The following is a 20,064-nucleotide window of genomic DNA, read 5'->3' as shown; positions in this document are numbered from 1 at the left end:
TCAAAACTCCGGATTTACTCCACTAACTCTAACGATCTCAATAGCACCACTGTCAAAAGGATCAGGTATAATGTATTCATCAAGACCACCGTCCATTCCATCCAATGGCAGTGCTTTGCGTTTAAGAACTACTTTATTGGGATCCTTGACTTTGGCCTCTATGACAAATCTACCTGTATTATTTGCTCCACTTTCTCCTCCGGATGGCAAGCCAGCAGAGTTCCTAAAATTAGGAACCTTAGCAGGATTCGTCCTTGTCCAAGAGGCACCATTAGGCTTAGCGTCCCCCCCATAAACTCGGTAAACTTTATCACCTTTCCTAAGGTTGCGGATTTTGCTACCCGTCTTTCCTCCACACCCCGCCAACCCCAGCGGATCCACCCACTGCATGGGATCATGCACATAACCGTGGGTTCTTAATCCCCCCTCCAGCCGGATCGGGTCCTGGCTCAGGTACTGGCCGCTTTCGGGATCATAGTATCGGTTGAGGTTGTAGTAAAGCCCGCTCTCTTCATCCTCCCACTGATTCTGGAATCTGAGTGCGCAATCAACTTCGGCAAAGACCGTCTCTTCACCGTTGACGACTTTTCTCCTCTGTATGGTGATGGTTGCCGCGCCCCACAGGGCGTGGTCGGCCTGCCAGACGCACTCCCCTTCGGCGTCAAAGAGTTCCTTGGGGGTGCCGAGGTGATCGGTGACGATGGGGTAGATGCTGCTTGCGCCCTGTTCGACGACTTCCTTGGCGATGGGGACGAAGGTGCCCGGCTCGAAGTGCCAGCGGTGGATGACGGTTTCCGTGCCGGTGGTCCGGTGCTCTTCGGCAAGGGTGGCCCCCTGCCAGAGATAGGTGACGCTCTTTTCTTTGCCGAGACACTCTTTTTTCACCCGCCGGCCGAAGGCGTCGTAGGTGTAGCGCCAGGTTTCGCCTTGGGGGGTGGTGACTTCCCTCAGCCGGTCGAGATCGTCCCACCGGTAGCGCCAGGTTTGGGGGCGAAAGCCGTGACGGGCGTGGATCTTTTCGACGACCCGGCCCCGGCTGTCGTGGCGGTAGGAGGTGAGGCCGATGCGGGTGACGACGTCCCCCTCGTAGTGGTGCTGCCGGTGGGGGGTGTAGGTAAGGTTTTTTATGGCGTCATAGTGGTAGCGCTCGGTGGTGGCCGGGTTGAGCCCCTTGCGGCGCTGGACGCCGGTCACCTGGTCGCGAGGGTCGTAGGTGTAGCGGGCGCTGCCGCGAATGGTGTCGTCGACCCCCACCAGCCGGGAGGATTTGTCCCAGCGGTAGCGGCGGGAGAGCTCCGCGCTGCCGAAGGGCTGGGTGAGGTTCCGCAATCGCCCGGCCACCTGCTCCCGGAGCCGGCCGCAGGGGTCGTGGCTTTGGGCCAGGGCGAAGCGCTCGCGCTCATCGTCGCCCCGAAGCGACCGCTCGGTTTCGAGGCCGAGAAGGTTGCGCCGGAAGCTCACGGCGTGGCCATTGGTGGCATATTCGGCGAGAAGCCCGGCGGGGTCGAAGGTGAGTTCGGTGGCGCCGCTTGGCGTCGTGCGGCCGGTGCAGCGGCCGGCCTCGTCCCGGGTGTAGTCGATGGCGACGCCGTTCTGGGTCTCGGCTACGAGGCGGCCCCGGTCGTCGTAGGTGAAGGTGAGATCGGTTTCCGGCGTGTCGCTGCCGATTGCCCAGGTGGCGGCGCGGATGAGCCGGTCGCTTGCGTCGTACTCGTAGCCGATGCGGCTGTCGGCGGTTTCGATGGCGGCAACGCGGTCGTGGCCGTCCCAGGTGATGCGATGTTCGAAACCGTCGGGGAGGCGCTTGGCCGTTACCCTGCCGAGGGGGTCGCGGGTGTAGGCGGTCTGGCGTCCGGCCCAGTCGGTTTCGTGCCGCAGCCGCCCGGCGGCGTCATAGCCGTAGCTCCAGTGCCGGCCTTTGGCGTTGGTGACCCGTACGAGGCGAGCGGCGCCGTCGTAGTCGAGGGAAGTGCCGTGGCCGGCGGGGTCGGTGATGCTGCGCAGGAGGTCGAAGGCGCCGTGGCGGTACTTGGTCGTCTGCCCTTCGGCGCCGGTGTGGAGGGCGATCTGCCCTTCGGCGTCATAGGCGTAGCGCTCGGTGCCGCCGTCGGGGTGGATGACGGCGCTCAAGTCCTCGCGGAGGTTGTCGGGGCCGGGCTCGTAGAGGTAGCGGGTGGGGTGCCCCGCCGCGTCAGTGGTTCTGAGGATGCGGCCCCACCGGTCCTGCTCGATTGTCGTGCGGTGGCCCAGGGGGTCAATGAGGCCGGTGAGTCGCCCGCGGCGGTCGTACGCCCATTTTGTCTCCGCGCCGTCGGGGGCGGTTTCGGAGACGAGCCGCCCCTTTTCATCGTAGGCGTAACGATGGATGACGCGGTCGGGGCCCATGGCGAGGGTGACGTTGCCGCGGCTGTCGTACTCCCACACGGACATGCTGCCGTCCGGATGCTGAATGCCCGTAAGGAGCCCGTAACGGTCATAGCTGCAGCGGGTGGTTCGGCCGGTGCTGTCGGTTTCGGCGACCATCTGCCCCAGGGTGTCGTAGTCGTAGGTGGTGACGCGGCCCAGGGGGTCGGTGGTGGAGAGCCTCCGTTCAATCCCGTCGAAGGTCTGCTCGGTGACGTTGCCTAGGGGGTCCTCCTCGCGGATGAGAAGGTCGTTTTCGTTGAAATAGTAAACGCTGCGGGCGCCGGTGGCATCGATGTACTCGGTTTTCCACTCATCGGGGGAGTAGATGAACCGGTCGTTGTATAGCCCTTCAGGGGTCCGGGTGGCAATTACCCGACCCGCCGCGTCGTATTCGAACTCGACCCGGGTGGGGCCGCTGTCCCGCCACTGTTTCAGCCATCCTTCGCCAGTGTAGGTGTAGTGGAACTCCCCGGTGAATCGGCCATGGACATCGGCGAGCCTCCCGCCGTCATCGTAGCGGTAATGGACTACGGGAATCGGATCCCCCTCCATGGCAACCGATTCGATGAGGCCTTCGGGGGTGGTCCTGACGCTGAAGGCAACGCCGTCAGAGTGGATGACGCGACGCAGATGTCCCTTGTCGTAGCGGAAGTCGATACGGTTGCCGTTCCGGTCTTCGATAGCGGTGAGGATGCCGGTGGCGGAGTCTTCCGACATGGTGAAAACAAGGGTCTGCTGGGTGCGGATGTCGAAGAGCCGGGCCGATTCGATGGTCCCCGAAAGCCGGTAGTGGGGGGCCTTCAGGTGGCGGGCGGTGAATTTCTCCCCCATGCCGAGGGAAAAGGTGAGACCGTCGCCGTCACCATCGATGAGGTCGGCGGTGCGCTTGGCACGGTCGAACACGAGTTGCGGCGACCAGTTGCAGATCCAGCGGCTGCCCAGGAGCCCCTCGACCGGCTCCTTGCCGGAATAGGTGCGGGTGAGCCGCAATGGAAGGACGCTCGGGTACTCGAAATCGGTGCGGGTGTCTACGTAGTCGCCGGTCGAAGGGTCGATGGGCTCGCCGAGGGTCTTTTTGCCGAGTTTGGAACTTCTGAACCGGATGGCGCCGAGGGCGAGCCCCACCTCGGCCATGGAGAGGATCGACTGCTCCAGCACCGACATGTCCGCATCCGGCTCACCGTACTGACCGGTTGTGTCGTCGGCGAAGATGGTGGTGCACCCCTCCTGAACTACGGCGGAACAGGATATCTTGTGGCCGATCCGTGCCAGGGGGAGGCCGTTGACGAATATTTTCGTGCTTCCTTCAATGATGGCGCCGGGCGCGGACTCCTTGCTACAGGAGACCTTGTCGCTCACCCGCGCCACCGGCTTTCCCTCGAAGAATACATTGGGGGAGCCGCTGAGAATGGCCCCGGTCACATTGGCCATCTTGGCGCCGGCACCGGCAATCATGGCGCCGACGAAGCCGCCGGAAAGACCGGCCGCCGCACCAATGGCAATGGGGGCAAGAAGTCCTCCCGACGCCACGGTGGCCGCCACTGCGAACCCAACGGCGGCCCCCACCGCAACCCCTGCCAGCAGTCCGGCCAGGGCGCCGGCAAAGGCGCGACTGTGGGCGACCTTGTGCCCGATCACCGCCGGCTGCGGTCCTCGGCCGGCCCGCCGGGGCTGCCCCAGCAGATCGACGAGGCGATCGGCCGCACCCAGTTTCTCGGCAAGGGCGGCCCCGGCCATGACGCCGATCATTCCCGCCGCCAGCGGTGCCACGAAACAGGCGGCGGCAGAAGAGCCGCCGGCGCTGAAGGCCCCTACCGCACCCTTGGCGATCAGGGCGCCGCCGATAGCGGTGCTGGCCACATGCCCGCCGGTCTCGATGGCCCGGACGGTTCCGGCATTGCTCTTTCTGCCGGCCAGCTCCGCCAGCTTCTGGTCCGCCGATGCCTCGGGCTGTTGCGCTGCCGCCTCGCTCACGGGGCAGTCCCGGCGGTTTCGGCAAAGGTGAAGCTCCGCATTGCCGCGAGCATCACTTGGCGCACCGTGTCGTCTATCCCCCCCGGAGCCGTGGCGGTCATGCTCAGGACCTGCTCCTTATCCTGAATGACCACCATCAGCTGATGCACGAGGCTCCCCTGATTGTCCCACTCGAATTCCAGCAGGGACCCGTGGCGCCCGTCAATCTCGGCTGGCTCATCGGCACGGAACCGGAAAGCGGCAAGCTCATCCTGAAACACCTTCTTCTGCTGTCGGAGATAGTCCGAAAGCCCCATCCCCGGCGGCAGCACATCACGGGATACCACGAGATTCATCCCCTGCGACATCCCCTGCGGCACCAGCACATTCACGCTCTTATCCTGCCACTCCCCGTCAAGGGTGAGGGTTCCCTCCTGCATCCGATACAGCATATCTAAGCTCCTGGTAGTTCGATTGAATTGTCAATTCATGTTGATGGTCGCACCCTTGATCGTTACGCCCGAAGGCTCCACGACGATGGTGCTCCCACCGCAAACGAGGGTGATTTTAGACTGAGCCGTGAGGGTGATCTCACGGGCCGTCTCTGACAGGGCGCCGGTCACGGACACCGTGCTGTCGCCTCCCACCGTCTCGTTCTGGCTCCCCCCGATACTCTTGGAGCGGCTGCTCTTCACCGTCAGCGTCTCGTTGTTGCCGACGGTCTGCCCCTTGTTGTTCTTGACGAGGATATTCCAGTCCTTCTCGCTCTGAAGATAGATCTCCTCGCTCCCTTTCTTGTCCTCGAAACGGAGTTCGTGGTAGTTGTCGCGGCCGCCGTTGGGGTAGCTGCGGGTGCGGATGCCGCTCTGGGTCTTGTTGGCGGGGAGGGGGTAGAGGGCGGGTGATTCGGCATTGTTGACGCTGCCGACGATTATGGGCCGGTCGGGGTCCCCATCGATGAAGTCGACGAGCACCTCGTCTCCGATCCGCGGAATTGCAATCATTCCCCAGCCGTTTCCACTCCAGGTCTGGCCAATGCGTAACCAGCATGAACTTTTGTCGTCACGTTTGCCTTCGCGGTCCCAGTGGAATTGGACCTTTACCCGGCCATACTCGTCAGTATGGATTTCCTCTCCCTTGGGACCAACCACAAGAGCAGTCTGAAGTCCTTTGACCACCGGCTTCTGTCGGGTAAGGGCAGGACGAAATGGCGTTGTTGCCGGGATAACCGTGAACATATTTCCGTAGGAGAATGAGCCCTGAGAAGTTTCTTCAAGAGATTGCGGCTGAACACCCGAATGGGAAACATCTACAATCAGATATTCCGCATTCAGGCTCATGGACTCGTGGCCGGACAGGGTAAAATTGTAGCCAGGTGTCAGCCGGCATGAAGAACTCTGACCATGCCCCTGCCTTTGCATCGACTTAAGCCCTTCCATTCGGGCTCTGGCGAGCGCACTTCCCCGCTCTTCTGTCACATGGAGGGCAGGGTATTCGTAAATTTCTGACTTCGCCTCTTCTGCTCCGGTTTTCTTCGCTGTCAGGTCAACGGAGGGATTTTTGAAGTTAAAGTTCTTATGGGTAAAGGCTTCCGGAGTCAGTCGCTGGGAAAAGGTAAAGCCGTTAATACTTTCGGTTTCTGCAACCATTCCGCCATGAGAATTGAACGTGATGGCCGGGTTGCCACCTATGGGGACATGGACAACGCTGCTATCGCCGAAGACAAGGACATGCTTATCTTCGTAATGTTCGAAAAAGTAAAAAATTCCCTCTTCTTCAAGGAGGCGGGTTATGAACTCGAGATCCGTCTCCCGGTACTGCACACAGAATTTGCGCATCCGTTCTTTGTCTTGGAGGGCAAAGCGATAACGATCAGAGGTAATACCGGCTTCCTCCAGGAGTTGTTTTACGATGTCATGGGTGTTCATGTTCTGGAAGATTCGGGAATTCTTGCGAAGAGCGAGCTTAAAAATGGCGGGAACAACCTCAGTCTCGTAAAGGTAATAATTATCACCACTCATACCAGTGTGCTCAAATCTCCTGACGAGTCCATGGAAGTAGCGATCTTCTCCTCCAGCCAACAAGTCATTATTAATGACTGTCAGCAGGGCTTCGCTACCGATCAAATCGTCGAATGATTCGATTTCATATGGAACGGCAATGGAAACGGAAAACGAATACGGCAAGGACATCCACTCATTGGCGGAAAAACTAACTACCGACATCTCTGATGTCGAGCCAACAACTTCAAATAAAAACGTTGCCTTGGAAGAATTGTTAAAAAAATTGAGTAAATCCACCGGATGCTCCTCCGATTTAAAATGAGAAAGGGCCATAACAATCACTGATCTTTAAATCAATGTGTCTCTGGAATGACGAGAACACACTAGAAAAACAAGAGATACGCGGCTGTCTTTGGACCAACGATTCCATTAGCTGGGAGTCCGCATTGGCGTTGATATTTTATGAGAGCAGCTTCCGTTTTCCCGCCAAAATTTCCGTCTGATTTCAAATTGTGACCATGGGACTTCAAGGCCTCTTGCAGGCGAACAACCTTAGGGCCTTTATCGCCTCTCTGCAGCCAATCAAACATGGAGCGGTGATGTGATGATGAGCTCGTGCTTGTCGGTCTCGTTGATTCGGGGATTTTCGCCTCCGGTCGACGCGTTGAAACCGGGCCCAATAAGCCGGCATTGTGCCATTCCAGCAGTTTTTCCTTGCTGACTTCGAAGTGCATGGCATCTTCGTTAGTCCAATATACACCTGATCCCTTCTCCGTTTCCTGATCGCGGAACGCACCACCCCAATACCATCCGTGGTCGTGAAAAATTGGAGCCATTAATGCTAATCCATAAAATGACATCTCATTCCACTTTACATCCTCTATGCCATCAATGGTTATATCTATAGCAATGCCCCAGGAGTGTAGGCTTTTTGATTTTTTACCTGCAATATTTTTTGGAACATGCATGCCATTGTGAGCGAGCCGGCCATAGAGATCAGGATACTTTGTTTTAACAACCGACATAATTTGTTTCAAGCTTTCAAGCGCCTGAATATGTCCATTGACTTTAAATGGCCCCACATTAACATATTTGATCGATGGCAAAATATTACTTTGATTCCCTAGCAATTGTTCTACAAATGTTCCAGGAGCACTATGCAACCCATTATTTATATCTTTGTCGATATTAACAAGCTTAGTGTATTCTGATTTAGGTGGTTTTTGTGTGTCATGTTTTCTGCTTATTCTTTTTCCCATAAATGACCTCAACAAAAGAAATTGATTATTTGAAATCAAGTTCTTTATTCAACAACTCAGTACAGTTTAGGTTTGAATTTGTAATCTTAATTGCTTCTTCGTTTGTAGTAGCAAAACCACAAAAATAAGGTTTATTTTCTTCCAAACTAATTATATATAAGCGGCTCAGCCACTTATCTGCGTTTTCTGGGTCTGCAGCCGCGACACGAAAAATCAGTGTCTTTGCTAAATCGCCATTTGACATTCTCCATTCGACGCGTGGAGAACTATCAATATTAGGGAAATATCCAAAAAAGTATTTTGGATTTATTCTTACTTGTTCTGCTGTTGACCATACGGACTGTTTATTGGCAATATTAAACCATGAACGCTCTGAATCCCGATCATATACTTTAAACAATCGCCATCCCTTTGGCGCAGGACATTCCAATGCCGATTCCGCACCTGTAAAATTCATTAACAACTTCATGTCTACTTTAGAACAGTTCTTGTCAAGAATTGATGTATATTTAGTTGAAAATATATCCCTGTTAGCAATATTTGCTTTTTGGTTATCGATTGTTGTGTAATTTTGTTTGCAACTTGTTGTATTGATTTTGGAAAACAGCATCTCTTCCCGAATTATTCTTAGCTTTCTGCCCTCCAAAGCCAGATCAAGCACTTTATCGCCCTTATCTTTATAAGTGCCTGATTCCCACGTCTGCTCAAACTTTATAGATGCTGCCGTTCCTGAAATCTTAATTTCCGGGCTATTCGCTGTAACTAGCATTTTCTTCTTGAACATATTTTTTCTATCTTTAAACCACGCATTATAGTCTAACTTACGCGTGCTTTTTCCTGACCGCTTAATGCCTACAAAGCTCTTCGAATACATGGCTGCATAGTCAGAATATGAACCCTTGTTCTGAGCGGACAACCAGTCGTTCAAGAATATCTTCGCGTCGGATTCGCTGATCTCAGCGGCAAATGACGTTGTTGTCAAAAACAAAATACTGATAAAAGTTAATAGCTTACCCATAAATCTCATGCCATCCCCCGGAGTATTGAGCTTAAAAGCAAATACTCTGTCCATCCTCTTAACCTACTCATACAAAGTTTTTGAACCACCCTCCCCGTCACCGGGGAGGTCCGCACATCAATCATCCCGCTACAGCATCTTCTCCAACGCATCGGCCCGGTCGCCGGGGGCGGGGTGGCTGGAAAAGAGGCTCTTGTCGTTGCCGAACATCTTTTCCAGTTTCCGCAGCGCCGTTACCGAGGCCTTGGTGTCGTATTTGTTCGCCTTCATCAGGTTCAGGGCGTACTGGTCGGCGTCCCGCTCCTGGGATTGGGAGAACTGGGCGTTGACGAGGCTTTCGGCCAGGTCGCCCAGGGCCGATTCGGACAGGGCGGCCGCGGCGCTGCCGCTGGCGGCTCCCACCTTGCGGGCGGCGGAGGCGGCGTAGGCGGTCTGCAGTGCTTTCTTGCTGTGGCCGAGGCTCACGTGGCCGATTTCATGCCCTATGACGTAGCGCACTTCGTCGTCGGTCATGGCGTCCATGAGGCCGCTGTAGACCCGGATGGTGCCGTCGGCCATGGCGAAGGCGTTGATATCCTTGGTCAGGTAGACTTTGTAGTTGGGCTTGACGCCCCCTTCCATCTTGATCCCATTGGTGAGCTTTGTCAGGCGCTTGGCGTAGGCGCTGGAAGCAGGTGCCACCTTGTTGGAACCGTCGTACTGGCTGCTGGCGTTGGCGGCGACGGCCTTAACGTCGGCATCGGAGAGGACGGCGGCCTTGGCCAGGTCCTGTCCCGCATCGAGAAGCCCGCTCAGGCTGAACCCGGCATGGGCGGGCTGGCCGAGGGCCAGGGTAATGGCTGCGGTTACGGCGAGTTTCCGGTACATCTATCGTTCTCCTTGGTCGGTAATCTAAGTAACCCTCCCCGTCGCCGGGGAGGGCGGATCTTCAGACAACTAACTACTTGGGCACGCTCCAGGAATCCTCGGCTTCGATGCCGTTGGGCTCCCAGGTCCACTTGATCTTGCGGTAGGTGTAGGCCACTTCTTCCATGTGGCGGTAGGGCTCGTTCTCGGCCAAAAGCGTTACGGGCATGTACGGCTTGATGCTGACCACGATGGCGTCTTCGAGCATGATGGTGTAGTAGTGCTCCTCGGTCCCCTGCTTGGTGATGCGGTAGAACTTGAGGGTGACGTCTTTGAGGTGCTCGCCGGTGCAGAGAGCCTGGTACATCTTGGGGGAGCTGGCGTCGAACTCCTTTACGATGCTCAGGGGGCCGTGAACCCGCTTGCCGGTGGGAAGCCCGGAGTGGGGATCTTTCGGCATGTGGATATCGTGATTCATGGAATAGACGAGGATGGTTTTCTCACGCCCCTGCAGTTCGCAGGAACCGTCGATTTTCCCCTGTTTTTCACCGGTGAGGGTGAGGTGTGCGGGCATTGCCATTGATTACTTCCTCCTTGTGATGTGGGATACGCGGCCCGGGATGGGCCGCATTGCAAAATAATTATGGGATGTTCCCGGTCCCGGCTTACTCTTTGTCCAGCTTGCCGACAAGAGATAAAGTAAAGTACGCCCCCATGTACTTGAAGTGGGGGGTGACCTTGAGACCGACCCGGTACCAGCCCGGCTCGCCGGGGACTTCCTCAACGGTGACTTCTGCCTGGCGCAGGGGCCTTCTGCTCCTGACACCCGGCATGGGGTTGTCCATCTCGGAGACGTACTGGCGGATCCAGAGGTTCAGCTCGTTTTCCAGATCCCCCCGCTCCTTCCAGGTGCCGATGTGCTCCCGCTGGATGACTTTCAGGTAGTGGGCGAGGCGGCTCACGATGAACATGTACGGCAGCTGCAAGCCCAGTTTGTAGTTGAGCTCGGCCTCTTTCCCCTCTTTGCTGGTGCCGAAGTATTTCGGCTTCTGCACCGAGTTGGCGGAGAAAAAGGCGGCGTTGTCACTCCCTTTGCGCATGGTGAGGGCGATGAACCCTTCCTCGGCCAGCTCGAATTCGCGCCGCTCGCTGACGAGCACTTCGGTGGGAATTTTGGTCTGGATGGCACCCATGGCCTCGTACTGGTGGAGCGGCAGATCGTGGACGGCGCCCCCCCCCTGGGGTCCGATGATGTTGGCGCACCAACGGAAATTGGCGAAGCTGTCGGTGAGCCGGGTGGCGAAGGAGAAAGCGGCGTTCCCCCAGCAGTAGCGGTCGTGACTGTCGGAGACGCTCTCCTCGTAGTTGAAGCTCTTCACCGGCTTGGTGGCCTCGCCGTAGGGGAGCCGCAGCAGGAACCGGGGGAGCGCCAGCCCCACGTAGCGGGCGTCCTCGCTCTCCCGGAACGACTGCCACTTGGTGTACTGGGGCCCCTCCAGGATCGACTTGATGTCTTTGAGGTTCGGCAGGGCCGTGAAGTCGTCGCAACCGAAGAACTGGGGGGATGCGGCTGCGATGAAGGGGGCGTGGGCCATGCCGGAGACGGCGGCCAGGCTCTGGAGGAGCTTGATGTCCTGGGGGCCGGGGCCGAAGTCGTAGTTGCCGATGATGGCGCCGTAGGGCTTGCCGCCGAACTGACCGTACTCGGCGGAATAGACGGTCTTGTAGAGGCCGGATTTCGCCACTTCGGGGGCGTCCTCGAAGTCGTCCAGGAGCTCTTCTTTGGCGGCGTTCATGATCTCGATCCGGTTGTTCTCCCGGAAGTCGGTCCGGTCCACGAGGAAGTGGAGGGAACGCCAAGAGGACTCCAGTTTCTGGAAATCTCCGTGGTGCAGAATCTCATCCATCTGGAGGGAGAGCTTTTTGTCAATCTCGGCGATCATGTCGTCAAGGACCGCCTTGGAGACCTTCGGGGTCTCGGTCCCCGGCTCCAGGAGCTGGGCAATGAGGGCCTCGACCCCTTTTTTGGTGATGGAGTATGCCTCGTCTGCCGGCTGAAGCCTCGTGGCCTGGACGATCTCTTCGAGAAGCGACACTTCCGCGCCGGACTGATCCTGAAGGGGTGCTGCACTGTTCATTTCGGTACTCATGGCTCTTCCTCCTTACCCTTCCTCGATGCCGATTTCGGCCAGGAGCTTGGCCCGGGCCGCATCGTCGGTGATCAGTTCCTGAATCTTCTTGCGGAAGTCGGGGACGTTGGAAAGCGGCCCCTTGAGGGCTCGCAGGGCCTCCCGCAGCTCCAGGAGCCGCTTCATCTCCGGCACCTGCTCGACGACCGCCTCGGGGCCGAAGTCACTGAGGGACTCCACCTTCAGGCTGACCGGCAATTCGTCACCCTCGGTGCCGGCGAGCCGGTTGGGGACGGCGATGTTCAGGGAGATCCCCTGGGCCTTCATGACGTCGTTGAAGGTGTCTTTGTCAATGGCGATGGGGTCCCGCTTCTCGATGGGGCGATCGTCGGGAGCGCCGGTAAAGTCCCCCATGACGAGCATTTTCAGCGGCAGTTCCACCTCTTCCGATGCTCCGTCCGTGGCCGGACGGTAGACGATGTTGACCCGTTCCTTCGGTGCTACGGATGCTTCTTTCGACATGTCGTTCTCCTTTCGTACGATCGTAACGGTGACTGTTTATCCATCCGTGGATGACGCAATCAGCGTAAGGGTTATGCAAATTCATCAAAGACCTTGAGCAACCCTGGCAGCTTCAGTCTTCCAATTGGTTGCCCCCATGAGCATGCAGACCCAGTAGGAACTCCCCCTCTCTTTGACTCTCCGTGCCATCTTGCGCAATTCACGCTGAACATCTTTGGGATTGAGGTAAACGCCAGGACGAGGGACAAAGTCCATGGCCTGCGAACAGCTTCTAACTTCCGAAATCATTTTTGATATGACTGCAACAAGCTCTTCATTCATTTCCCAATTGGCAGTCTCATGCTTTCCCCAGAAGGCTTCCGCGATAACCCTCAGATCATGTTCTTCTGTATTGGTCAATGCCATGAATGTCATTTCTCCTTTACGGAAATCGTTGACAAAACTTCGATGAACTTCTTGATTTCACAATTGCTCTCCAGACGCATAAGGTAATTTTGGTAATGCGCATGAGAGACTAAGGCCACATTTCGGTACGGGCCTGGACCTTCCGTTATCTGGTAAATCGTGAGCGGACCCTTGCGGTACACAGCCAGCCGGGGAATTGTGTGGAATAATCCACGTTTCATCGACAGCATCAGTCTCCAGCTCTTGCGATCATCCTTTCCGGAAGGCTCTGGATCTTTAGGCGTTTTTGTAAAGAGAACGTCGGCTGCCTCGATTACCGACAGTCCGCGCTTAGGAAGATTAAGGGCACTGAATGTTTCACTGCTGAGCAGCAAAGGCTCCCCGCTTTTGAACCTGAAGACGCACAGGTTATCCCCTATCCCCACAGAATCCACATCGGATGGTACCCGGAAAGAGAGTTTCCTGAACAGAACCGTAATGCTTTCATCCGGTGATGACGCTTCCGGCCAGGGTGTATCGACCGCAACAGCCTCGCAACCGGGACCGCTGCATATCGAAAGATTCCCCTCAGCCTTGCGGGAAGCCTCGCAGGGCTTGGCAAGAAGTGGCAAAAGAATGATGGTCAATCCTACCAGCCAGATGAATTTCACTTGTCATCCTCCAAGATATTCTTACCCCTTGGCGAGCCGCACCATCTCCACCGGGTCGAGGCGGGCGATGCGGTGGAGGGCCTCGGCGGCTTTATCCTTGAAGCGGGGCTCGGCCTGGGAGTCGAATCCTGCCCAGGCCAGCTTGAGCCCCCGCAGGGCCAGGGCCGGGTCGTACTCTTCGAGGCCGAAGGCTCCGATGTCGGCCACGACCTGTTCCAGGTGTGGAAGGGCCAGCCGCGCCCGGTTGGTGTTCACCAGGAGTTGGGCCAGGGCCAGGCGCCAATGGAGCTTCTCCTGGCGGGAGGCGCCGTTGCCCAGGTGCTTCTGGAACCGCTCCACCGCCTCCAGAAGCTTGCCGCTGCGGATGAGGGCCTGTCCCTCGTCCACCTCCCGGGCTATGGCCTCGGCCCGGCCGTCGCTCTCCGCTGCGGCGGAGAAATCGGCGGCGGATGCCTCCCGCTGCATGAGGCCCGCGAGCCACTGGCGGGTCTCAGCGTCGGCGAAGGGGGTGCCGTCGGCGAAGGCCAGCTCCTCAAGACCGGGGAGCCGCCGGAGGAGCGCGGAGGTCTCCCGGCAGACCGCTTCACGGGCTCCGGCGAAGCGGTCGCCGAGGCGGGAGAGGGCCTCTGCGGAGAGGCGGTTCAGGTCGAGCCAGAAGATGAACTGGGGGAGCCGCGCTTCGGCGGCCTTGAGGAGGGCCTCGCCGTCGCCGTGGCTGGCCAGCTCCTGGAGGAGGGTCAGCACCTGCCGCTCCGGCGGGGGGATGCGGGTGCGGCCGTTCACGGCCGGCGGGAGCTCCGTCACCTGGCCCCAGGCGGCAAGCCGCGAAAGGCGGTAGGGAACCGGACCAGCGGGATCCTGCTGGAGAAGCGCGCCGGCCGCCTCCCCCACCTGCCGCAACCCGGCTTCGAGGGCCTGGAGGGGTGAGCCGGGTGGGGTTGTCTGCCGGGAAACCTCCACGGGAGGCGAAGCTGCCTGGCTCGGAGGCGTGAAGAGGTCGGCAACCGGCGCCTCTGCCTGAACCGGCGGTGAGGCAACGGCTTCGGTAACCGCTTCCGGCGCCATGTCCACGACCAGCTCCCGCAATTTGGTAAGGGACGGAGCATCCTCCAAGTGCTCCCCGAGGAAGCGGTCTATGGCGCCGAGGGTTTCCAGCACGATGCCGTGCTGCTCCGCCGGAAGGGTCCGGTCCCGCTGCTGGCCAAGGGCGATTCCGGTCCGGTCCAGCCACCATTCCACGCTCCGCTGCCGGCCCCGCATCCGGGAGGGGTAGAGGTCGCTCCAGAACCGCTCCAGGAGGTCATGCCAGACTTTAAGCCCCAGGGCCAGGCCGTCCCCCCCCCGGGTCTGGACGAGCCCCACGGCCAGGTAGCCGGCCACCAGGAGATCCTTGGAGCGGGTGGCGAGGATGTCGGCGGAAAGCCGCACCACCTTCTCCCAGTCCACGGTACCTGCGACAGCCGGGGAGGTGAGCTTGTCCACCTCCGCCTGGAGGGTGTCGAAGAGGGGGTCGTAGCGGACGTCCTCCCCCACCGGCTGGTCGGGGCGAACCGGTTCTTTTCCCAGGGTTGCTATATCCATGGCGTACTCCGTTCCGATGCTTGTGTGCCACCCCCCGGCGTCCGAAACGGACCAGAGGTGGAGAAAATCCCCCGGCGCCAGGGCCCTGCGGTAGGAGGCAAGGAAGGAGCGCTCCAGGGTCCCCCCCATGAAGAGGGCGTTGGGGACCCCTTTCGCGGCCCCCTTGGCCAAAAGGTGCCAGAGGCTCACGAGGGTGATTTTGTCGTTGACGGGACCCCGGTCGAGCCGCACCGAGAATTCGTCCTTCCCGGCCCGCTCGGCGGCCACCGTTTCCAGGCGGGGCATATCGAGGAACGAGGCATAGGGGTCCAGGGATGAGCCGAGGCGGTTCAGCCCCCGGCGCCGTTCGGCCAGCTCCTCCCAGTCGGCGGCAGGCGGGCGCAGCCCCTGGAGCCCCTCCTCCAGCTTCCTCAAATCGCCGAAGGTGTTGGTCGCCAGGAATTCGATCTGGCACCAGCTCTTCTCACCGGCAAAGGGAAGGAGATCCCACCGTCCCTCCCACTCCTCCAGGGGACCGCTCCCCATGATGAGAAGGGGATAGGGGCGGCCGAGGCTGTCGCTTGAGACCCGCACCACGCCGAGCACCAGGGATTCCCGGCCGAACCCCCGGGCCCAGAAGCGCCAGGAGCAGAAGGGGGGAGACATGTCGCTTTGCTCCGCCAGGAGCCGGTAGCCGCTCTCCACCCATTTCGTGAGGCCGTCCACGAAGGGGGAGGAGTGGCCGAGGCGGAAGTAGTCGGCCGCCGCCGGGTGCTTGCCGAAGGCGGACCAGCGCCAGCCGGCGTTGTCACTTATGGTAAGCATGTTTCACCTGCTCCTATGGTAGTTTTGCAGGATCTGTGAACACGCACCGGATCCCGTCCATGGCTTCTCGGTTCAATTCAAACTACTCTCGCCACTCTTCGTCTCCTGTCAGCGATGCGATCTGATCGATGAGGCTGCGGAGAGCTTCTTCTCGCTGCTTAACCAAAGGGGCAGCGTCTTTCCGTTTTGCCAGCTTCAACAGCATGACCTGATACTTGAGGCTACGGGCCTCCTCCAGGAGAAGATGCCCTCGAATGCTCTTTATCCAGTTCGGAAAGCCGATGTTACGGTATGTCCATTCCGATCCCTGGTATTGCGATAGTTCGTTCTTGCCGATGCAGGCATATATGCCGCCTTCGATATCATCAGCGAGTTTTGCATAGCCTTGGCTCAATGAAGAACTGATCTGATTCAATTGCTCGACAGGATTACCGAATCGATATGAAACGTCCTCACGAACAGCCGCGTCGAAATCCATAAGAATCAAATCATCCAGCTCGTTACGCTGTGCCATCTCGACTATGGCGATATCCAGGTTATCGACAGAGCGATTTGCTGTGTTGCCAGCACAGCCGCTCAAGGCCAATGAAACAAGGCCAACAGCTCCACACACAAAAAGCAAAACCACGTAATTTTTCATAGTTACGCCCCGGCCCATTTTCTGTGGCTACCTATATCGACATGGCAGAAAGTGGAGTACTTGCCAAAACCACCAATTGCCAGTTCCTGCCACTTCGTCTCACAAACCTTTGTCAATTTGGAAATGCTGGCGCAGGTAATGTCGACTGCCTTTCCCTTCGTATGCTCCGAGTTCGGTTTTCCGCCCACCGCCCTATTATGGGTCCCACAACGATAGCCACTGTTGATTGTCAATGGCATCCCGACGGATTGTTCAATTTGTTTGCATAATTCCACGACCTTGTCGTCGATATTGTTCTTGCCGCAGCACTTACAGGCAAAATTGTCCCGTGAAAATGGCATTTTCATTCCCCCTTTAATAAATGGCCCAAATTAAACCGATCTGCTTTACCAGCACCGGGCGATCACCCGGGGGGCCGTGGCGCCGGCCATGGCGCTCCCCTGCTTCACCACCTGGGCGCCGCCGATGATCTGATAGTTGACGCGGATCTGCCTGATCCCCATCCTGGCCAGGGCATCCTTCTCGCCGGGGAACTCCCGGATTGGGAAGGTGCGGGAGCCGCCGGCAAACTCCTTCAGGAAGTCCGGGAAAGCCTGGGAGCCACCGTAACGCCTGGTGAGAACCAGGTCGCCCACCTCGATCTGGAAGATGACGTCACCACAGGTTTCCGGTGACCAGTAGAAGGTTTTCCCCACAGGGAAGTTCTGGTTCACAAGGGTCTGGGGGGCGCCGGCGCACTGAAGCTCCAGCCGGGTGGCATGGGGCCTGATCCTGGCATCGCTGTTGGCGTCGGTGGGAAGACCCTTGACGGCCACGGTGTAGTTGGGCTGGCGCCCGGCGGCAGAAGCCTGTACCTGGGCTCCTTTGGAGAGGAAGGCGAAGAGGGAGCCTTCGAGGGGAAGCGCCCCGCCGAGGGCCTGCCGGGGTGCATAACCGGCGGCGGTACCCCGTATGAAGGGGGCTGCCGGACCCTTGACGAAACGCCAGGCAAGACCGTCGGGGCCCAGGAGCATGGGGCCAGCCTGCTGGGGGGACATGCCGAGGGTGGCGGCAATCACCTGCTCCTCCCACAGGGTCTGGAGCTGGCAGCCGGCCTCGCGCCGGACATAGCTCCAGAGGTAGTCGAGGGGGCCGGTCACCAGGCGCCAGAAGGCGTCATCGGCACCGCTGCCGGCGACACCGGACCGGAGCCGGCCCGCCGCACCCCAGGCGGCCACAAAGGGGGTTTTCCCCGTAACGGGATCGTCAGTGAACGCCTGGGTAGCAAGCTGGAAGGCCTGCTGCCGCGACGATGCTGCCGGGGCAATGGCCGCCAGGGCCGCCTGGTACTCCTGCCACGCCCTGGGGGCCGCAAGGGGGGTATCGATTCCCTTGGCAACCGCGTCGGGATGCAGTTTTCCCCCCAGGGAATTGAAGAAGCGCTTGCCGCTCTCGGCAGCCTTGCCTACGGCGCCGGGAACGGCTCCCCCGGCCCTGGCCACCTGGAATGCGTAGAGCTGGGAGACGAAGGGGGGTGTTCCCTCCTTCCCCACCAAGGCTTCAAGCTCCGATGACATGCGGTTTATGAAGGCGAAATAGGGTCCCTGCTCCGTGGCCATCTTGACGGCCACCTGCTGCCAGTCGCGAATGGTGCGGAGCCGGTCCGCCCCCGAGGGGAAGGCGGCGGCAAGGCGCTGCCACGCCGCCAGGCAGCTTCCCCGGTACCAGGTGCCGAGCCCCCCTTTGCCCGAGGCCACGGAACGCGCGTCCCCCAGGGCCGTCTCCAGCTCGGCCACAAGGCTCTCCAGTTCCGCCTTTCCCTTGCGGGTGAAGGATGCGGGAACCGCCGGCTCTCCCGGAAGCGGCACGCCGCCCCCCCAGAACTCGGCCAGGGTAACCGCCGGAAGGCCCGACTGGCGGTCGATCCACGGGGCAAGCCACGTGAGGCTCCCCCCCTTGAGACCGATGATCTGGCGAAGCCACCCCTGAAGCTGGGCCGTTTCCCTGGCAAGGTCAGGGGAATCCCCCCGCCAGGCCAGGTAGTGGAGGTAGAGGGTGCCGAACCGCTTGCGGGCATCGGCCCCGGCCGCTGTTTCGCCGGTCAGGAACGAAACCGACGCGGGCTGGGGCATGGCGGAGAGCTCCGGCAGCTGTTTACCGTTCATGCCGGCATTGAGGATATTGATCCGCCGGGTCAGGTGGATGGCGTACTGGGCAAAGAGCTCGTCGGGGGTGCCGGCGGATAGTCCCGCGACCCCGGCGGCCAGCTGCCGGTCATAGGAGGTGAGAAAACCGTCCCGGAACTGGCGGCAGAACTTCTCCTTCAGTGCCCGCTCCACGGTAACGCTTTCAGTGAGCCCCAAGCGGGGAATCCACCAAGAGCGGTTGCGCTCTTCCACCTTGAGGATACCCTGGCGGAAGGAATCGAGAACCAGAAGGTCATTGGTGGGATTGCCGGAAAACCGGGGCGTCCGCTCGAACTGCCGCGCCACCTGCCGGATGGTGGTCATGTTTCTCACGAAGGAGAAGGAGAGTATCCCGCAGAGGGCCACGCCGAGGAGCATCCAGGAAACGAGCCCCAGGTTGCCGGTGAGGGCACGCCACTCCACGGCCCGCCGGGTCGGCGACAGGAGCGCCCGGTCGGCTGGGAGTATCCTGGCGAAGAAGTCGTGGAGGAAGAGTCCTTTGCTGGTGCCGGGAAGGGTCTCCCTCTCGCCGGCGAGACCCAGGGCCTCGGAGAAACGGGAATGGGGACTCCCCTCCTGGCGGCCACTGGAGAAGAAAAGCCCCCGCAGGACCGGGGTCTCCTGGTAGGGGTTCTCCCGGAAGGCCCCCTCCATGAAGGCGGCGAGGGAATCCCGCAGGGCCGCGAACTCCTCGGGGAAGAGGACGAGCCCCAGCTCCGCGTTTCTGGCCTCGGGCTGGTGCAGGAGGAGGAGCCGCAGGGTCCGGAGCCGCTCCACCACGGCGGAAACGGCCTTGCCGGTGAATGAGGCCACATCCGTGCTCAGTTCCTGGTTCACCATCCCCATGGGCTGCTTGAGGGCCGCTTCCGGCAAAAGCCCGGCGAAGCGGTTCATCCCCTCCACGAGATCGCATTTGGTGACGAGGACGTAGACCGGGAACCGGACCCCCAAAGCCCGCATCAGCTCGTCGATGCGGCTGCGCATGGTGCGCCCCTCTTCCGCGTTCTCCTCGCGCCCCGCCGCCAGCAGGCGGTCTGCCGCCACGGTGACGATGAGACCGTTCAGGGGCTCCTTCTTCCGGTACCTGACGAGGAGGGAGAGAAACTTCTGCCACTCGTCCCGGTCCTTTTCCCCATCCACGGGAACCGCGTAGCGGCCGGCCGTGTCGATGACGATGGATTCCTCGAAGAACCACCAGTCGCAGTTGCGGGTGCCGGAAACGCCTGAGGTGCTGCAGACGTCGATGAAGGGGGAGGAGAGGCGGGCGCTGTTGAGGGAGGTGGTTTTCCCCGAGCCGCTCTCGCCGATCACGAGATACCAGGGGAGGACGTAGAGGGGGTTGCCATGCTTTTTGAGGTGGGAGTTCTTCAGGGTGCCGACGGCGTCCTTCCAGCGCTCCTGGAGCTGGGCCAGGTGTTCTCGCTCTTTGCCGGAAAGGGATTTCAGGAGCCCCTTGTCCTGGGCGATCACCTCCTGGACGAAGTTCTGCTCCCGCTTGCGGAGCCACAAGTTCCGCAGGAGCGCGATGCCTGCCCCGCCCCCCGCCAGGAGGAGCATGATGCAGAGGGCCACCCACCAGGGCCAGTTAAGGGCAAGCACAATACCAAAGATGAGGAGGATGACCACCACCGTCCCCCCTGCCAGTAGAAACCACTTGAGAAATGTCGCAAGTTTAGTTTTCAT

The 20,064-nt window shown here is 59.6% G+C and carries 16 protein-coding genes; 1 reads left to right on the top strand and 15 read right to left on the bottom strand.

What is annotated here, in order from left to right:
- From JZM60_RS07255 to JZM60_RS07245, 3 genes are read right to left on the bottom strand one after another with little or no spacing between them, the layout of a single operon-like run.
- Positions 1 to 4,380 carry an RHS repeat-associated core domain-containing protein gene (locus tag JZM60_RS07255; RefSeq protein WP_207164928.1) on the bottom strand — a complete coding sequence of 1,460 codons (4,380 nt, stop codon included), beginning with the start codon at positions 4,378 to 4,380 and terminating at the stop codon, positions 1 to 3.
- Positions 4,377 to 4,811: a DUF1795 domain-containing protein gene (locus tag JZM60_RS07250; RefSeq protein WP_207164926.1), complete on the bottom strand. Its 435-nt coding sequence runs from the start codon at positions 4,809 to 4,811 to the stop codon at positions 4,377 to 4,379. The genes JZM60_RS07255 and JZM60_RS07250 overlap by 4 nt, the downstream gene beginning before the upstream one ends.
- 30 nt (positions 4,812 to 4,841) lie before the next feature.
- The gene (locus JZM60_RS07245) at positions 4,842 to 6,551 is read right to left on the bottom strand and encodes a type VI secretion system Vgr family protein (protein WP_241426425.1); all 1,710 of its coding nucleotides are present in this window, start codon (positions 6,549 to 6,551) and stop codon (positions 4,842 to 4,844) included.
- Between JZM60_RS07245 and JZM60_RS16750 the strand changes: the two genes are divergently transcribed.
- On the top strand, positions 6,520 to 6,684 hold the full coding sequence (locus JZM60_RS16750; protein ID WP_241426442.1) for a hypothetical protein: 165 nt from the start codon (positions 6,520 to 6,522) through the stop codon (positions 6,682 to 6,684). The genes JZM60_RS07245 and JZM60_RS16750 overlap by 32 nt on opposite strands.
- A gap of 61 nt (positions 6,685 to 6,745) precedes the next feature.
- On the opposite strand, the gene JZM60_RS07240 is transcribed toward JZM60_RS16750, so the two are convergent.
- The 12 genes from JZM60_RS07240 to JZM60_RS07185 all read right to left on the bottom strand — a co-directional run bounded on the left by JZM60_RS07240 (position 6,746) and on the right by JZM60_RS07185 (position 20,064).
- Positions 6,746 to 7,621: a peptidoglycan-binding protein gene (locus JZM60_RS07240; protein ID WP_207164924.1), complete on the bottom strand. Its 876-nt coding sequence runs from the start codon at positions 7,619 to 7,621 to the stop codon at positions 6,746 to 6,748.
- A 25-nt stretch (positions 7,622 to 7,646) separates the two neighbouring features.
- Positions 7,647 to 8,693, bottom strand: a complete 1,047-nt coding sequence (locus tag JZM60_RS16745; RefSeq protein WP_241426400.1) for a hypothetical protein — start codon at positions 8,691 to 8,693, stop codon at positions 7,647 to 7,649.
- Between the two features lie 75 nt (positions 8,694 to 8,768).
- Positions 8,769 to 9,506 carry a M48 family metalloprotease gene (locus JZM60_RS07230; protein ID WP_207164922.1) on the bottom strand — a complete coding sequence of 246 codons (738 nt, stop codon included), beginning with the start codon at positions 9,504 to 9,506 and terminating at the stop codon, positions 8,769 to 8,771.
- 73 nt (positions 9,507 to 9,579) lie between these two features.
- Positions 9,580 to 10,065: an Hcp family type VI secretion system effector gene (locus JZM60_RS07225; RefSeq protein ID WP_207164920.1), complete on the bottom strand. Its 486-nt coding sequence runs from the start codon at positions 10,063 to 10,065 to the stop codon at positions 9,580 to 9,582.
- An 85-nt stretch (positions 10,066 to 10,150) separates the two neighbouring features.
- Positions 10,151 to 11,635 carry a type VI secretion system contractile sheath large subunit gene (gene tssC / locus JZM60_RS07220; protein WP_207164918.1) on the bottom strand — a complete coding sequence of 495 codons (1,485 nt, stop codon included), beginning with the start codon at positions 11,633 to 11,635 and terminating at the stop codon, positions 10,151 to 10,153.
- Between the two features lie 12 nt (positions 11,636 to 11,647).
- Positions 11,648 to 12,136 carry a type VI secretion system contractile sheath small subunit gene (tssB, locus tag JZM60_RS07215; RefSeq protein ID WP_207164915.1) on the bottom strand — a complete coding sequence of 163 codons (489 nt, stop codon included), beginning with the start codon at positions 12,134 to 12,136 and terminating at the stop codon, positions 11,648 to 11,650.
- Positions 12,137 to 12,220: 84 nt separating this feature from the next.
- Positions 12,221 to 12,541: a hypothetical protein gene (locus tag JZM60_RS07210; RefSeq protein WP_241426399.1), complete on the bottom strand. Its 321-nt coding sequence runs from the start codon at positions 12,539 to 12,541 to the stop codon at positions 12,221 to 12,223.
- Between the two features lie 5 nt (positions 12,542 to 12,546).
- Complete coding sequence (locus JZM60_RS07205) at positions 12,547 to 13,191, bottom strand: hypothetical protein (protein ID WP_207164911.1); 645 nt, start codon at positions 13,189 to 13,191, stop codon at positions 12,547 to 12,549.
- 21 nt (positions 13,192 to 13,212) lie between these two features.
- The gene (tssA, locus tag JZM60_RS07200; protein ID WP_207164909.1) at positions 13,213 to 15,576 is read right to left on the bottom strand and encodes a type VI secretion system protein TssA; all 2,364 of its coding nucleotides are present in this window, start codon (positions 15,574 to 15,576) and stop codon (positions 13,213 to 13,215) included.
- 82 nt (positions 15,577 to 15,658) lie between these two features.
- Positions 15,659 to 16,216 carry a hypothetical protein gene (locus tag JZM60_RS07195; protein WP_207164907.1) on the bottom strand — a complete coding sequence of 186 codons (558 nt, stop codon included), beginning with the start codon at positions 16,214 to 16,216 and terminating at the stop codon, positions 15,659 to 15,661.
- Between the two features lie 2 nt (positions 16,217 to 16,218).
- Positions 16,219 to 16,563 (bottom strand): YcbK family protein, encoded by a 345-nt coding sequence (locus tag JZM60_RS07190; protein WP_207164905.1) that lies wholly within the window; start codon positions 16,561 to 16,563, stop codon positions 16,219 to 16,221.
- A 39-nt stretch (positions 16,564 to 16,602) separates the two neighbouring features.
- On the bottom strand, positions 16,603 to 20,064 hold the full coding sequence (locus JZM60_RS07185) for a type VI secretion protein IcmF/TssM N-terminal domain-containing protein (RefSeq protein ID WP_207164903.1): 3,462 nt from the start codon (positions 20,062 to 20,064) through the stop codon (positions 16,603 to 16,605).

Origin of the sequence: Geobacter benzoatilyticus, from assembly GCF_017338855.1 — a bacterium.
Classification (GTDB): Bacteria; Desulfobacterota; Desulfuromonadia; order Geobacterales; family Geobacteraceae; genus Geobacter; species Geobacter benzoatilyticus.
This window is presented reverse-complemented; position numbering and strand designations above follow the sequence as displayed.